The following is a 14792-nucleotide window of genomic DNA, read 5'->3' on the forward strand; positions in this document are numbered from 1 at the left end:
TAAATCAAAAAACACCTGCAAAAAAGTTTTTGCAAGTGTTTAATTAATTATTTTTATCTAACAAATCTGTATCGATTTTTTAGGACTAGTCAATAATTAAAATTATTTAATTTCTACACATCCTACTCTTCCTCCTGCATTTCCGGTTGGCTGAGTGTGGAAATCGTCAGCGGCAGCATGTACGATCATTCCTTTTCCGATAATGTTTTTAGATTCGTCAGTACATCCAAGACACCATTTGTTGGTCTTGAAAGTCAATGTTGCGTTTCCGCTTTGGTCTGCTACCAGATTACCGATATCTCCCATATGGAAATGTTCGGCACCCCATTTTCCATGGTCATCTTTTGCCGGGTTCCAGTGACCTCCTGTAGAAGTTCCGTCTGCTGCAGAACAGTCTCCTTTTTCATGAATATGTACTGCATGAATTCCCGGGGTAAGGTTCGTTACATTGAGTTTCATAATAACTTCGTCTCCTTTCTGGGTAAACTTCGCGGTTCCCCCTGTCTGGGTGTTGCTTTTAGACATGACCTGATAAGTTTTTGTGGTTCCGCATGATACGGCCAACAACGCACATCCTGCCAATAATGATAATGTTTTAGCTTTCATTTTTAAATGATTTAAAGTGATTTTATGTTAAATTTAAAAAAACATTTACGGATACGCCTTATGATTTCAAGATCTTTTTGAAAATAGCAGTAAAAGGCGATTCTTTTCCAGCTGATTTTATGAAAAATAAATAAGCGCTGTTTACTGCACTCCATTCTATTAAAATTCCGGGCATTGCTCATTCAATCCAAAATAAACCATTCAGGATCCAAAATTTACGATTCAGCAATAAAAATTTAGATGAAATAAAAATTCGACATACTTTTGAATCGAAATTAATCAGCTATGAAAACAAAACTATTATTTCTCGTCTTATTTTTATGTGCTTCCTTAAGTTTTGCCCAGACAAAAATTTCAGGCAAGGTAACTTATAAAAACAAAGGTGTAGGAGCGGTAAACGTTACGCTGAAAGATACTTATGACGGCGCAACAACGGATGCTAACGGGGATTTCTCTTTTGAAACTTCAGAAAAAGGAAATCATATTCTGACATTCACTCATCCGAAATACATTGAGGTTGAAAAACAGATTGTTATTGAAAAGAAAGAAATTACTGTCGATGCAGACTTAAAGGAACAGATCAGCGAAATAGATGCAGTTGTTGTATCCGCAGGGTCTATTGAAGCAAGTGACCGGAAAAGAGCAGCCACTTTGCTTTCTCCGATTGATATTTACACCACAGCGGGCGCAAACGGGCAGATTTCTTCGGCATTAACCTATCTTCCGGGTGTTCAGAAAGTTGGTGAATCGGAAGGTCTTTTTATTCGCGGAGGAACGGGAACAGAGTCAAAGATCTTCATGGACGGAAGCCTTATCAACAACTATTTTTCTAATTCGGTTCCGGGAATTGCGGGGAGAGATCGTTTCAATACTTCGCTTTTCAAAGGAAACATATTTTCAAGCGGCGGATATTCAGCTTTGTATGGACAGGCTCTTTCCGGGGCATTGATGCTGGAAAGTGTTGATCTTCCGGATGAAAGCTCTTATGATTTCGGGGTTTCTCCTATATTTTTAAACGCAGGATTTCAAAAGCTAGGCGAAAATAAGAATTATTCTTTTGGTGCGACTATAGGTTATTCAAACTTAAAAATGATGCAGGAAGTTTTTAAGTTTAATACCAACTTTACAGAAGCTCCTCAGGGACTTAACGGTGACCTGAATTTCAGATTTAAAACAAAATCAGGAGGTTTCTTCAAATATTACGGAATATACGATTCCAACAAAATGGGAGTAAAAACTCCGAGTCTGGAACCTGAAAATGACTGGGCTTTGGTTTCATTAAATGGAAAAAATACCTATCACAATTTATCTTTTAAACAAAAATTCGGAAGATATCTGCTGAATGTGGGAACATCGTATTCATTCAACAGATCGGATCTTGATTTTTCGACCGAAAAAAATGACCTTCAAACCGGAAATACAAAACTGCTGACAGATGGGAATTATATAAATTTTAAAGCTGTTTTAGAAAGGAAAATAAATAAAATCAGTGCGTTACGAGGCGGTTTTGAACTTAACAGCACAAGCGAAAAAATGAATTTTAATGATTTTGTGGAAAAACATTACAAAGATTTAATTTCGTCTGCTTTTGTAGAAACAGATTTAGGATTCAGCAACCATCTATCGGCTAAAATAGGACTGAGAGCAGAGCATTCGTCTTATCTGGGAAAAAGCAATATTGCACCTCGTTTCGCTTTAGCATACCGTTTGGCGAAAGACTGGACAACCTCATTTGCTTACGGACTTTTCTACCAGAATCCTGAAAGTAAGTACATTAACGGACCGGCAAATCTGGATTTTCAGAAGTCACAGCATTATATTTTTCAGATTCAGCGAACGACAGAAGGAAGAAGCCTTAGATTTGAAGCGTTCTATAAAAAGTATGATGATTTATTAAAAGTGAAAAATCTACAGTATATCGACGGTCAGAATCAATATGTGCAGACGGCAGACAATAATAATGGCTACGGGTATGCAAAAGGCCTGGAATTGTTCTGGAGAGATAAAAAGACCTTTGACAATATCGATTATTGGATCAGTTATTCTTTCCTTGATTCTAAAAGGGATTTTATGAATTATCCGGTAAGTCTGAAACCTAATTTTGCTTCTGAACATACGATTTCTGCGGTTGCAAAAAGATTTGTCCCAAAATGGAAAACCGGGTTTAATATTTCCTACACTTATGCCAAAGGTCGTCCGTATTACGATATTGCAACACACGATGTAAACGGCGAGCAAAAATATTTTGTAAGAAATGAAGGAAGTCTGAAAGATTATAATGCGCTGAATTTTAGTCTTAATTATCTTCCGAATCTTGGTAAAAAAGACACAAAAGCATTTACCGTTCTGGTGTTGAGCGTAACAAATATTTTAGGCTCAAAAAATGTTTACGGGTACAATTTCTCGATGGATGGCTCAAGAAATTCCGCTGTGGTTCCGCCGGTAAATACTTTTGTTTTTGTGGGAGCATTTATAAGTTTTGGAGTCGATAAGACACAGGATGCCATTAATAATAACTTATAATATCATTTTAGAAACAATTAAAAAATTATATTTAACACATTAAAATTTAACCATTAAAAAAATTAGAAAATGAAAAAATATCTTTTAACTTTTGCTTTAAGTGTGGTGAGTTTACATGCTTTTGCCCAGGCTGATTATGAGAAAATAATGTCTGAAAAAATCGTTAAACTGGAAAATACAAGATCTGCTGACGAATTACAGGCGCTTGCCAATGATTTCGACAGGATTGGGAAGAAAGAAACCACGCAATGGCTCCCTTCTTATTATGCAGCACTTGCCTATCTTCAGAAAGGGAGAACGCAGATGCAGGAAGGAAAAATGTCTGAACTTTCCATAAACGCTGCTGCTGCTGAAAAGTATCTGGATCAGGCAGAAGCTATTGCCGGGAAAAATAATTCTGAACTTCACCTTCTCAGAAAAATGGTCTTTTCTCTCAAAATGATGGAAAACCCTGCCGAAAGATATATGACCGACGGAATGAAAGCGATGGAAGAGCTTAAAACAGCAGAAACCCTGGATCCCGGAAATCCGAGAGTAGCGTTGATAAAAGCGGAAGATACTTACTTTACTCCTGAACAATACGGAGGAAGCAAGACAAAAGGAATTGAACAATTTAAAGCAGCGCTGGAAAAATTCAAAACTTTTAAACCTAAAACTTCTTTAGATCCGAATTGGGGAAAATCTGAAGCAGAATATTTTCTGAGTGGTACCGCAAAATAAAAAAATAATGATCTGATCTGAAAAACCTTCTCATCGCAGAAGGTTTTTTTATTCCGTTCAGTCACTAAAAATAACCGTTCGGCAAAAAATTATTTTTAATACTTTTATTATAGACTATTTTTGAACCAAGAAAATCAATAATGAAACGCAGGAATATTATTACTTTGTGCTGGATATCGCTGGCAACGTCTTTGTTCTTCTTTTTTGTTTTTACAGACGAGAAAACGGTAGAAAACTTCATGCTTACCATCGCCATATCATCGATGTATTCTTTTGTTCTGGGTGCGGGAAACGGCTTGCTGAATGATTTTCTCAACAAAAAAATTCCATGGTCCGAAGCCACTACCAAAAGAGCGATTATAAGTATTGTTTCGATTCTGATCGCCAATATTATTATGGTATATTTCTGCAATTACATGAATTTTGTCGTTTTCCAGAAAGTGGCAACAACAGAACAGTATTTTTCCGGAAAGTACAATTACATCAACTGGTTTACCATCAATATTGCATTGCTGATTTCGGCTTTTCTTCATGCAAAAGGCTTTATGGAGGAGCTGAAAAAAACATCCAAAAAAGAAGTTGTAGAGCAGAAACTGATTGCAAAATCTGCCAATGCACAGTTTGAAAGTCTTAAAAATCAGCTGGATCCGCATTTTTTGTTTAATTCTTTAAATGTTTTAAGCTCATTAATTGATGAAAATCCGAAGCAGGCTCAGAAGTTTACGGCCTCGATGTCAAAGATTTACAGATACGTTCTGGAGCAGAAAGACAAAGAATTGGTAACTGTAGAAGACGAACTGGAATTTGCAAAAACCTATTGCGAATTATTAAAAACACGTTTTGAAGACAGTGTAGGTTTTGATTTTGATGTTAAAAAAGAAGATTACAGGAAATTTGTTGTTCCGTTGTCCTTACAATTGCTGTTGGAAAATTGCATTAAACATAATTTTGCCACTTCCTCGAAGCCTTTGTTAATTAAGATTTTTTCTGAAAATGATACACTCTGTATTGAAAATAATCTGCAGGTAAGAGAACAGATCAAAGAAAGTTCGGGGATAGGACTGTCCAATATTGTGCAACGATATTCTTTATTGACGAAGAAAAATGTTTTTATCGAAAAATCTGAAGATTACTTTAAAGTAAAACTTCCGGTTATCTCTTATAAATTAAATATAACGAATGCAATAATAGAAGATGATGATAAATCTTACGAAAGAGCGCAGAAACGTGTAAAAGAAATAAAAAGCTTCTATGGAAATCTTATTTCATACTGTATTATTATTCCTTTTTTAATCATTATCAATTTAATGACAAGTCCTGATAATATCTGGTTTTACCTGCCAATGTTAGGTTGGGGAATCGGGGTTGTTGCCCACGGAATGAGTGTTTTTGCAATCGGTAAAAGATGGGAAGAAAAAAAGATCAGAGAAATTTTAGAAAAACAAAACAAACGATAAAATAAATAATATGGAAAATATTAGTAAGGATGATTTCAGATATAAAGAAGCTGAAAGACAGGTAAAAAGAATCAAACGGTTTTATGTTTTTGTCTTCATTTACATTGTGGTTAATATTTTTATTTTTCTGATAAACTATAGAGAATTAAAACCCGGGCAAACAATCTGGCAGCTTAAATATTTTCTGCTTCCATTGGTTTGGGGAGTTGGGGTTGTCGTTTCTGCCATGAGAACCTTTATTCCTGGTTTTATGTTGGGAAGCAAATGGGAAGAGAAAAAAATTAAAGAATTGATTGATAAAGAGAAACGTTCTTAAACATTAATTTAAATAAATGTGCAGTGAAAATTTTACAAATCCTCTTTACCATTTCTATGTTTTCATGGTTTCTGACGGAGTTTCTGTATAAAAATATTCTGAAATCGGGTGGAAATGACAGAAAAAACACGGATAAATCTACCTTAAATATTCTTTGGATTGCTATTCCTTTTTCCATCGTAACTGCTGTCACGGCTTCTTATGTAACGAGATTTCCGATTTCTGATGAGGTCTGGATTTATTACATAGGCGTTTTATGTGTCTGGATCGGAATCATTTTGCGATATATTATCATCAGGTCTTTGGGGAAATATTTTACGGTAGATGTTACAATAAGAGAGGATCATAAAATTAAAAAAGAAGGGTTTTACCGATATATCAGACATCCGTCTTATACTTTCTCTTTACTCACATCTCTCGGTCTCGGGCTGTATCTTAATAATTGGTTTTCCTTGGTTTTGGCCTTATTTCCTAGCTTTCTTGCGTTTAGTTATAGAATTAAAGTGGAAGAAAAAGCCTTAACAGAAGAATTCGGTGAAGAATATCTGGAGTACAGAAGAAAGACAAAAAAGCTTCTTCCGTTTGTTTATTAGCGTGAATTTTAATGGTTAAGATTTACTAATAATCGCAAGAAACGAAATCCGGTTTTTCCATTGAATTCAGATTTTTACAATTCAGGATGAATATTCAACGGTTCGGTAACATAAAATTGAGTTGAGTTTGTTTTCCTTCATACATTTGTCTCAACAAAAACAAACAATTAATTATTAAAATTAAAAAATTATGGAAACTTACATTAACAAAGAAGATCTTGCATACCAAAAAGCGACCAAAAGAGTAAAAGAACTCAAAGGGTTTTATGGAAATCTTACATCATACATCCTGGTAATTTCTTTTTTAGTTGTATTAAATATTATAACGTCACCGGGTTATCTATGGTTTTTCTGGCCGATGCTGGGCTGGGGAATTGGAGTTGCTGCCCATGCTGCAAATACATTCTGGATAGGAAAAGAATGGGAGGAAAAGAAAATCAGGGAACTGATGGATGAAGAAAGAAGAAACAGAAAATCTTTATAATAAACCTAATCAAATAACTTTAAAAATTAATACGATGAACTACAATCAGGCACAACAAAGAGTAAACGATTTAAAAAAATTCTATAAAAGCATTTTATGGTTTGGAATCGTTGCGGTAATTATTTTTGCAGATGATATTTTTGAAAAAGGAATCTTCAATTTTTCACTTTGGAACGGATCTATTATTCTGTTGATATGGGGAATTGTTCTAACCGTAAAAGCTGTAAAACTCTTCCTTCTGGATGAAGAATGGGAAAAAGATGTGATTGAAAAGGAAATGAAAAAATCAAAACAGCCGCTGAAGTTTTAAACCGGTAATTTTGATTAATTTTATTTCTAAATTTTAAAACTAAAATCTGAAACTCAATGATAAAAACAGTCATTATCGAAGACGAAAAACCTGCTTCAAGAAAACTGGAAAGAATGCTAAGCGAATTTCCTGAAATTGAATTGGTTGGCAAAATAGAATCTGTAGAAGAAGGCGTAAAATGGTTTTCTGAAAATGAACATCCGCAGCTCATATTTTCAGATATTGTGTTGGGAGACGGCTTGTCATTCGATATTTTTGAGAAAGTTCAGACAAAAGGTTTTATTATTTACACTACGGCTTTTGATCAATACACACTAAAAGCTTTTAAATTAAACAGCATCGATTACCTTTTAAAACCGATTTTAGATGAAGACCTGGCGGCGGCCATTGAAAAATTCAAATCGTTTATTCCTTCAGACAATTCTGTGAATTCTCAGGAGATCAAGCAACTGATAAAAAAGGATAAGTCTACACTTTCCCGTATTTTGGTAAAAATTGGTTACAACCTTAAAATTATTCAGACACAGGAAGTAAGCTATTTTTTCAGTGAAAATAAGATTGTATATCTGCAGACTCAGGAAAGAAGCTTTCCTTCAGATTTCACGCTGGATGAACTGGAAGATGTTCTGGACGAAAAGAAATTCTTTCGTGTCAACAGGCAGTTTATCATCAATTCAGATTACATAAAAAATATTCACACTTCACCCAATTATAAAGTCGAATTGGAGTTTCAGCCACAGGAAGAAATTACCGTAAGCCGTGATCGCGTGAAGGATTTTAAAGACTGGTTGGTGAAATAAATTCATCTCCAAATTGTAACATATACATTGCTGTAGCGACTTTTATAGAAACTCTTTTCTAATGTTGCGTATAACTATTACCATTTTTTGTACTATTTTATTTATTTTTTCCTCTGGGCAACAGAAAATATTTGAGAAAGATAGTCTAATTATTATCAAAAAAAACATGGATAAGGGGTTTAGTAATGATTATATTTTATTCATTCCGAAAGGAACCCCTCAAAATAAAAATTTATATCTACTGGTAGAACCCAACAATACAGGTAAAACATCCGACAGTATAGAGGTTCATCGGCAATATGCCATAGATCTTGCCTCTGTAAGCTCTGTCGGAAACAATATTTCTACAATGCTGAAAATCCCTCTGCTTGTCCCTGTTTTCCCCAGGCCTTCCTCAAAACCTACTGTTTATACACACGCTTTGGATAGAGATGTTATTATGGAAAAGCAAAGCGTTTTAAAGAGAATAGATTTACAGTTGATAGCTATGATTAATGATTCTAGGAAAATTTTAAAATCAATGAATATTTTAGTAAATGAAAAAATATTTATGAACGGTTTTTCAGCATCAGCAACATTTACCAATCGTTTTTCTTACTTGCATCCGGAAATAATTAAAGCTTTAGCAATAGGCGGATTTAATGGAGAGCTAATGTTTCCCAAAGAAGAAGTTGACGGGATTAAAATTAATTATCCTATAGGAATTGCTGATTTCAGGAAATTATTTGGAAAGAAATTTGATCTGCTTAGCTACAAAACTATTCCCCAGTTTATTTACATGGGAAAACTTGATAATAATGATGCGGTACAGTTTGATGATGCTTATAGTTTAAAAGAACGTCAAATCATCAATAACCATATTGGTGCTACTGTGCAAAAAAGATATTTGGAATGTCAGAAAGTTTATAACTCGTATAATATTAAAGCGACATTTCATAACTATGAAAACGTTGGACATTGGACCACTTCTGAAATTAATCTTGAAGTCATCAAATTCTTTTTTGCTCAAATGAAACTCTAACCGATGCAGATCTCTAAGAAATCACACCACTTCCGATTAATTCATCATCGATATACCATGCGGCAAACTGTCCTTCTGCAATCGCGGATTGAAGTTCTTCAAATTCCACATAGAATCCTTCTTCAAACTGATATAATTTCGCTTTCTGCAAAGGCTGTCTGTATCTGAATCTTGCCATCACTTCCATTGATTCTCCGTTTTTCAGTCTTAAATCTTCGCGAACCCAATGCAATTCAGAATTATCAATTTTTAAGGCTCTTTTCAGCAATCCCGGAAACTGATGTCCTTCTCCCACAAAAAGAATATTGTTTTCCATGTCTCTGGAGATGATAAAACAGCTTTCTTTATGTCCGCCGATTCCTAGTCCCTTACTCTGTCCGATCGTGAAAAACTGAGCTCCTTGGTGTTTTCCAATTACTTTTCCGTCGGACTTTTTATAATTTATCTTTTGACTTAAATATTCCAGTTCTTCTTGTTTTGAAGAAAATTTAGGTTTTTCTTGGGCAAAAATCGGAGAATCTTTAAAAATTTCTACGATTTCTCCTTCTTTCGGAACCAATTGCTGCTGTAAAAACTGCGGAAGACTTACTTTTCCGATAAAGCATAATCCCTGAGAATCTTTTTTATCAGCCGTTACCAATCCGATTTCTTTGGCAATTTCCCTCACCTGAGGCTTTGTCAGTTCGCCGATCGGAAACAACGCTTTAGATAACTGTTCTTGGCTTAACTGGCATAAAAAATACGACTGATCTTTATTGTTATCTTTACCGGCCAGCAGATGGAAAACTTCTTTATCGTTTTCGTCAATCGTGGAATCCACACGGGCATAATGTCCGGTTGCCACTTTATCTGCTCCCAAAGACATTGCCGTTTTCATAAAAACATCGAATTTTACTTCTCTGTTGCACAAGACATCAGGATTCGGAGTTCTGCCTTTCTGATATTCTTCGAACATATAATCTACGATTCTTTCTTTGTAAAGATCACTCATATCGATCACCTGAAAAGGAATTCCGAGCTTTTGAGCGACCATTAAGGCATCATTACTGTCCTCAATCCACGGACATTCATCTTCTAATGTTACTGATGCATCATTCCAGTTTCTCATAAACAAGGCAACAACTTCATGGCCTTGCTGTTGCAACAAATAAGCCGCAACGCTTGAATCTACACCTCCGGAGAGGCCTACTACTATTTTCATTGTATTCAATTTTACGAAACTCTTAACGGGAGTTCTTAGTTTGATGTGGCAAAAGTACGATTAAAAAGATTCGTAAAAAAGTTATAATTTTAAACATCGACAAAAACAATGTATTATGAAAAAGGTCATTATTTCTCTGTTTATTACAATTTCGGGCTTACTATTTTCGCAGATCGCCGTAGGAACCTCGCCGGAAAACAATAATCGCTGGACATTCGGAGGCGGAATCGGGGTGGGTTTTGGCAGTAACAGTGCGTTTTATTTGCAGGCATCTCCAAGAGTGGGATACAAGATTATCAATGATCTGGAAGGAGGAATTCTAGGAAGCGTTTCGTGGCAGACTTCTGATTTCTATAGATCAACCATGTTTGGGGTAGGGCCTTTTGTTAATTATTATTTTGCAAGATCTTTTTATGTAAGTGCTAATTATCAGCATTACTTTATCAATTATAAAGATAAATATTACGATTTTAAAATGAATAAAAACGAAGATGCTTTATATCTCGGTGGCGGTTACATGCAGAGAATCGGAAATAATTCTTTCATGCAGATCGGATTGATGTATAATGTTTTATGGAAAGAAAATTCAAGTATTTTTTCAAGTGGATTGATTCCTAATATTGGATTTGTGGTGGGATTGTAATTTTTATTTCTCAAATACTTAAAGTATCAAAACAAAAAAGCACCGAGAAAATTCCCGATGCTCTATATGATTAAATTATTTATTTAAGACTGTGACTTTTCAGCTGACTTTTTAGGTTTTGAAGTTTTACCCGTTAATCCGTCTTTCGCTTCATTAAGATCAAGAACTACAGTTTCTCCTTCAGATAATTGTTTATTTACCAGCATTTCAGCTAATAAATCTTCAATATATTTCTGGATCGCGCGTTTTAATGGTCTTGCTCCGAAATCCTTATCCCATCCTTTTTCTGAAATAAAGTCTTTTGCATCTTCTGTAAGCTCAACTTTATATCCTAATTTTTCGAGTCTTGAATAAAGCTTATTCAATTCAAGATCAATAATTCTCTTGATATCATCTTTTTCAAGGGAGTTGAAAATTACGATGTCATCAATTCTGTTGAGGAATTCAGGAGAGAATGCTTTTTTAAGTGCATTTTCGATCGTGCTTCTCGCTCTTGAATCTGTGGTAGATTTTTTTGCGGAAGTTCCGAATCCTACACCGTCTCCGAAATCTTTAAGATCTCTTGTACCGATGTTTGAAGTAAGAATAATGATTGTATTTCTGAAATCAATTTTTCTTCCCAAACTGTCTGTAACATGACCTTCATCTAAAATCTGCAATAAGATGTTGAATACATCAGGGTGAGCTTTTTCAATCTCATCCAAAAGAACCACAGCATAAGGTTTTCTTCTTACAGCTTCCGTTAATTGTCCGCCTTCTTCGTATCCAACGTATCCCGGAGGCGCACCAACCAATCTAGAAACTGCAAATTTTTCCATGTATTCACTCATATCGATTCTGATCAAAGATTCATCAGATTCAAATAATTCTCTTGCCATTACTTTAGCCAGCTCCGTTTTACCAACTCCAGTAGTTCCTAAGAAAATGAAGGTGCCAATAGGACGGTTCGGATCTTTAAGTCCGGCTCTGTTTCTTTGAATAGCTTTAACGACTTTTTTAACCGCATCTTCCTGACCAATAACTTTTCCGTTAAGATTACTGTCCATTCCGGCAAGTTTATCAAGCTCATTTTTACCAACTTTGGTTACAGGAACACCACTCATCATAGAAACTACTTCCGCTACATTTTCTTCGGTCACGGTTTCTTTTTTCTCCTTCACATCTTTATCCCATTTCTCCTGAGCGGAATTCAGTTCCATCTGAAGTCTTTCTTCTTCATCTTTCAGTTTTCTTGCTTCCAGATAATCCTGAGCTTTTACCGCTTTTTGCTTTAATTCCTTGATGTCTTCAATTTTCTTTTCAAAATCGATGATTTCGGTAGGAACCTTCATGTTTTTGATATATACACGAGATCCGGCTTCGTCCATTGCATCAATTGCTTTATCCGGTAAAAAACGGTCTGTAATATATCTTGAGGTTAAATTGACACACGCTAAAATCGCTTCAGGAGTATAAATTACATTGTGATGCTCTTCATACTTGTCTTTAATCTGATTTAAGATCTGAACAGTTTCTTCAATAGAAGTCGGCTCCACCATTACTTTCTGGAATCTTCTTTCCAGAGCGCCGTCTTTTTCAATATACTGACGGTATTCATCAAGTGTAGTGGCTCCGATGCATTGAATCTCACCTCTCGCCAAAGCTGGTTTAAACATATTTGATGCATCCAAGCTTCCTGTTGAACTTCCCGCACCAACAATGGTGTGAAGTTCATCAATGAATAAGATAACATCTCTGTTTTTCTCCAGTTCGGTCATAATAGCCTTCATTCTTTCCTCAAACTGACCTCGATATTTTGTTCCGGCAACTAAACTTGCCAGATCCAAAGTAATAACACGTTTTCCGTAAAGAACTCTCGATACTTTTTTCTGTTGAATTCTTAATGCCAGACCTTCCGCGATGGCTGATTTACCAACACCTGGCTCACCGATAAGAAGCGGATTGTTCTTTTTTCTTCGCGATAAGATTTGAGAAACTCTCTCAATTTCTTTTTCACGACCGATAACAGGGTCTAGTTTCCCGTCTCTGGCCAAAGAAGTAAGGTCTCTACCAAAGTTATCCAAAGTTGGCGTTTTGCTTTTTGCCGAACCAAGATTTCCCGTAGGCTTTCTCATTTGCTCAAAATCTTCTCTTTCATCATCGTCATCGTAAGCACTCATTTGTGGTGCCTGCCCTGAATTTTTAAGCATCGTCTGATATTCCTTTGAAACTCCTTCATAGTCAACATCGTAAGCGCCTAATATATTTGAAGTAGGATCCTCATATTTATAAAGAATGCCTAAAAGCAGGTGAACGGTATTAATTTCATTGCTTTTATATTGTCTGCATTCCAGTTCAGCACGCTTGATCGCATGATCTGCCATCTTCGTGAAAGAAATATTGGTAACCTCCTCAGAAATAGGATTAAGACTTGCTGTATTTAAAGTTTCAATTTTTCTTCTGATTTGTGTAAGATCCGCATTAAGGTTTTGAAGGATTTCTTTTGCAGAGTTTTCTGTTTTTATAATACCTAAAAGTAGATGTTCTGTATTAAGAAATTCACTCTTGAGCCTTTTCGCTTCGCTCTTGCTTTGTTTGAACACCTGGCTCAAACCTTGTGAAAACTTATAATCCATAATATATCTCATTAGAATAAAAGCAACATTGCCATTTATTCATTATCTAAATTACAAATATTTTACCAAAATTCAATAAATGACTTTATGGCAGAAAAAATTTTATTATCTTATTGAAAATGATTAAGTTTGTTGTCCTTTAAAAATTCCTCATGATTCCTGAAATTGCCACATACATAGGATATTCCGCATCATTGTTTATTGTGCTGAGTTTTATACTGAAAGACATCAGAAAAATAAGGATTGTAAACATGATTGGCTGTATATGCTTTGTGATCTACGGAATCTTCAGCGGAATGCTTTGGCCGGTTATCATCCCTAACGGACTGATTTGCTTCATACAAATTTACCATCTTTTGGCAGATAAAAAAAAGTAATGAAAAGAAGGAAAATCATTACATCTGCATTCAGTAATTTGTGTACAGATCAACGTATAGAAAAGGTTTGCAAGACATTACATGATAACGGCTACGAAGTCGAACTTATAGGAAATGACTGGAACGGAGCCGAAAAAATGACACGCCCTTATCCTTTTACCAGAATACATTTAATTTCAAAAAGTTTAAAAACGGCTTATTTTGAATTCAACTGGAAATTATATCGTGAATTAAATAAAAAAGCAGATCAAAATACCATTCTGCATGCCAATGATCTGGATGCTTTGCTTCCGAATTATTTAGTTTCCAGAAAGTTGAATATTCCGCTGGTCTTTGACAGTCATGAAATTTTTTCGGAAATGCCGGCTATTCAGGGCAAAATGTCACAAAAATTGTGGAGATATCTTGAAAAAAAGATCATTCCTGACATAAAATTTATGATTACGGCAAGCGAAAGCTATGCAAAATGGTTTAAGAATCAATATGGAATTGAATCTGTTGTTGTTCAAAATTCACCAAGAAAATTAGATTTTAATCGAGAAATTCTTCAAAATTATCCGAAAATTCTTTTATATCAAGGCGCTATTAATCCTTTTCGCGGAATTGATAAAGCGATTTTGGCCATGAAGCATTTAGATAATGTCATTTTTAAAATTGCAGGCGACGGACCCCTGAAAAAAGAATATGAAAATTTGGTTCTGAAAGAAAATCTACAGCATAAAGTTGAGTTTTTAGGAAAATTATTACCTGAAGATTTAAGAAAAGTTACGCTTACTGCAGATTGTGGAATGAGCATTGAAGAAAACGCAGGAGAAAGCTATTATTATTCTTTACCCAATAAAGTTCTGGATTGTATTCAGGCGCGTGTGCCGGTAATTTTGTCTGATCTTCCTGAAATGCAGAATATTAAGCATCAATTTGAAGTTGGAGAAATTATTAAGGATCATAATGCTGAAAACATTGCTAAATCAATACAGTTGGTTTTAGCTAAAGGCAGAAAAGCTTATCAGGGTGAACTTGAAAAAGCTACTAATGTTTTTTGTTGGGAAAATGAAGAGGTAAAACTGTTAGATATTTTTGAAAGGGCTTCATCTTCTCCGGGCTTCAAGCCTAAAGCATAATTTAG

The 14792-nt window shown here is 35.1% G+C and carries 15 protein-coding genes; 12 read left to right on the forward strand and 3 right to left on the reverse strand.

Annotation, left to right across the window (positions count from 1 at the left end):
• Positions 1 to 102 precede the first annotated feature (102 nt).
• Positions 103 to 606, reverse strand: coding sequence for a superoxide dismutase family protein (locus BLR30_RS17160; protein ID WP_089861538.1), 504 nt, complete (start codon positions 604 to 606; stop codon positions 103 to 105).
• Between the two features lie 285 nt (positions 607 to 891).
• On the opposite strand from BLR30_RS17160, the gene BLR30_RS17165 reads away from it, so the two are divergent.
• The 9 genes from BLR30_RS17165 to BLR30_RS17205 all read left to right on the forward strand — a co-directional run bounded on the left by BLR30_RS17165 (position 892) and on the right by BLR30_RS17205 (position 8830).
• Positions 892 to 3129: a TonB-dependent receptor gene (locus BLR30_RS17165; RefSeq protein WP_089861540.1), complete on the forward strand. Its 2238-nt coding sequence runs from the start codon at positions 892 to 894 to the stop codon at positions 3127 to 3129.
• A 69-nt stretch (positions 3130 to 3198) separates the two neighbouring features.
• Positions 3199 to 3849 (forward strand): hypothetical protein, encoded by a 651-nt coding sequence (locus BLR30_RS17170; RefSeq protein ID WP_089861542.1) that lies wholly within the window; start codon positions 3199 to 3201, stop codon positions 3847 to 3849.
• Positions 3850 to 3989: 140 nt separating this feature from the next.
• Positions 3990 to 5306, forward strand: coding sequence for a 2TM domain-containing protein (locus BLR30_RS17175; protein ID WP_089861544.1), 1317 nt, complete (start codon positions 3990 to 3992; stop codon positions 5304 to 5306).
• Between the two features lie 10 nt (positions 5307 to 5316).
• On the forward strand, positions 5317 to 5622 hold the full coding sequence (locus tag BLR30_RS17180) for a 2TM domain-containing protein (RefSeq protein ID WP_089861546.1): 306 nt from the start codon (positions 5317 to 5319) through the stop codon (positions 5620 to 5622).
• 23 nt (positions 5623 to 5645) lie between these two features.
• The gene (locus tag BLR30_RS17185; protein ID WP_089861548.1) at positions 5646 to 6215 is read left to right on the forward strand and encodes a methyltransferase family protein; all 570 of its coding nucleotides are present in this window, start codon (positions 5646 to 5648) and stop codon (positions 6213 to 6215) included.
• A 190-nt stretch (positions 6216 to 6405) separates the two neighbouring features.
• Complete coding sequence (locus BLR30_RS17190) at positions 6406 to 6699, forward strand: 2TM domain-containing protein (RefSeq protein ID WP_089861550.1); 294 nt, start codon at positions 6406 to 6408, stop codon at positions 6697 to 6699.
• Complete coding sequence (locus tag BLR30_RS17195; protein WP_089861552.1) at positions 6668 to 7009, forward strand: 2TM domain-containing protein; 342 nt, start codon at positions 6668 to 6670, stop codon at positions 7007 to 7009. The genes BLR30_RS17190 and BLR30_RS17195 overlap by 32 nt, the downstream gene beginning before the upstream one ends.
• Positions 7010 to 7065: 56 nt before the next feature.
• Positions 7066 to 7809 carry a LytR/AlgR family response regulator transcription factor gene (locus tag BLR30_RS17200; RefSeq protein WP_089861554.1) on the forward strand — a complete coding sequence of 248 codons (744 nt, stop codon included), beginning with the start codon at positions 7066 to 7068 and terminating at the stop codon, positions 7807 to 7809.
• Positions 7810 to 7975: 166 nt separating this feature from the next.
• Positions 7976 to 8830: a hypothetical protein gene (locus tag BLR30_RS17205; protein WP_089861556.1), complete on the forward strand. Its 855-nt coding sequence runs from the start codon at positions 7976 to 7978 to the stop codon at positions 8828 to 8830.
• A gap of 13 nt (positions 8831 to 8843) precedes the next feature.
• Here the strand turns inward: BLR30_RS17205 and mnmA are convergent, their stop codons facing one another.
• Positions 8844 to 10031: a tRNA 2-thiouridine(34) synthase MnmA gene (gene mnmA, locus BLR30_RS17210; protein ID WP_089861558.1), complete on the reverse strand. Its 1188-nt coding sequence runs from the start codon at positions 10029 to 10031 to the stop codon at positions 8844 to 8846.
• A gap of 115 nt (positions 10032 to 10146) precedes the next feature.
• Between mnmA and BLR30_RS17215 the strand changes: the two genes are divergently transcribed.
• Entirely contained in the window at positions 10147 to 10674 is a 528-nt protein-coding gene (locus BLR30_RS17215) for a hypothetical protein (RefSeq protein ID WP_089861560.1), read from the forward strand.
• 83 nt (positions 10675 to 10757) lie between these two features.
• On the opposite strand, the gene BLR30_RS17220 is transcribed toward BLR30_RS17215, so the two are convergent.
• Positions 10758 to 13289: an ATP-dependent Clp protease ATP-binding subunit gene (locus BLR30_RS17220; protein WP_089861562.1), complete on the reverse strand. Its 2532-nt coding sequence runs from the start codon at positions 13287 to 13289 to the stop codon at positions 10758 to 10760.
• Between the two features lie 152 nt (positions 13290 to 13441).
• On the opposite strand from BLR30_RS17220, the gene BLR30_RS17225 reads away from it, so the two are divergent.
• Both BLR30_RS17225 and BLR30_RS17230 read left to right on the forward strand, forming a co-directional pair.
• On the forward strand, positions 13442 to 13666 hold the full coding sequence (locus tag BLR30_RS17225) for a hypothetical protein (protein ID WP_027378606.1): 225 nt from the start codon (positions 13442 to 13444) through the stop codon (positions 13664 to 13666).
• On the forward strand, positions 13666 to 14787 hold the full coding sequence (locus BLR30_RS17230) for a glycosyltransferase family 4 protein (protein WP_089861565.1): 1122 nt from the start codon (positions 13666 to 13668) through the stop codon (positions 14785 to 14787). Before BLR30_RS17225 ends, BLR30_RS17230 begins: the two co-directional genes overlap by 1 nt.
• Positions 14788 to 14792: the final 5 nt, after the last annotated feature.

It is taken from the genome of Chryseobacterium taeanense, assembly GCF_900099685.1.
Taxonomy (GTDB): domain Bacteria; phylum Bacteroidota; class Bacteroidia; order Flavobacteriales; family Weeksellaceae; genus Chryseobacterium; species Chryseobacterium taeanense.

What these genes read in the sequence shown, in the direction of transcription:
- BLR30_RS17225 (WP_027378606.1), top strand. Translation starts at nt 13,442, where the DNA reads ATGATTCCTGAAATTGCCACATACATAGGATATTCCGCATCATTGTTT.
- mnmA (WP_089861558.1), bottom strand. Translation starts at nt 10,031, where the DNA reads ATGAAAATAGTAGTAGGCCTCTCCGGAGGTGTAGATTCAAGCGTTGCG.
- BLR30_RS17215 (WP_089861560.1), top strand. Translation starts at nt 10,147, where the DNA reads ATGAAAAAGGTCATTATTTCTCTGTTTATTACAATTTCGGGCTTACTA.
- BLR30_RS17200 (WP_089861554.1), top strand. Translation starts at nt 7,066, where the DNA reads ATGATAAAAACAGTCATTATCGAAGACGAAAAACCTGCTTCAAGAAAA.
- BLR30_RS17175 (WP_089861544.1), top strand. Translation starts at nt 3,990, where the DNA reads ATGAAACGCAGGAATATTATTACTTTGTGCTGGATATCGCTGGCAACG.
- BLR30_RS17170 (WP_089861542.1), top strand. Translation starts at nt 3,199, where the DNA reads ATGAAAAAATATCTTTTAACTTTTGCTTTAAGTGTGGTGAGTTTACAT.
- BLR30_RS17190 (WP_089861550.1), top strand. Translation starts at nt 6,406, where the DNA reads ATGGAAACTTACATTAACAAAGAAGATCTTGCATACCAAAAAGCGACC.
- BLR30_RS17220 (WP_089861562.1), bottom strand. Translation starts at nt 13,289, where the DNA reads ATGGATTATAAGTTTTCACAAGGTTTGAGCCAGGTGTTCAAACAAAGC.
- BLR30_RS17165 (WP_089861540.1), top strand. Translation starts at nt 892, where the DNA reads ATGAAAACAAAACTATTATTTCTCGTCTTATTTTTATGTGCTTCCTTA.
- BLR30_RS17205 (WP_089861556.1), top strand. Translation starts at nt 7,976, where the DNA reads ATGGATAAGGGGTTTAGTAATGATTATATTTTATTCATTCCGAAAGGA.
- BLR30_RS17230 (WP_089861565.1), top strand. Translation starts at nt 13,666, where the DNA reads ATGAAAAGAAGGAAAATCATTACATCTGCATTCAGTAATTTGTGTACA.
- BLR30_RS17195 (WP_089861552.1), top strand. Translation starts at nt 6,668, where the DNA reads ATGAAGAAAGAAGAAACAGAAAATCTTTATAATAAACCTAATCAAATA.
- BLR30_RS17180 (WP_089861546.1), top strand. Translation starts at nt 5,317, where the DNA reads ATGGAAAATATTAGTAAGGATGATTTCAGATATAAAGAAGCTGAAAGA.
- BLR30_RS17160 (WP_089861538.1), bottom strand. Translation starts at nt 606, where the DNA reads ATGAAAGCTAAAACATTATCATTATTGGCAGGATGTGCGTTGTTGGCC.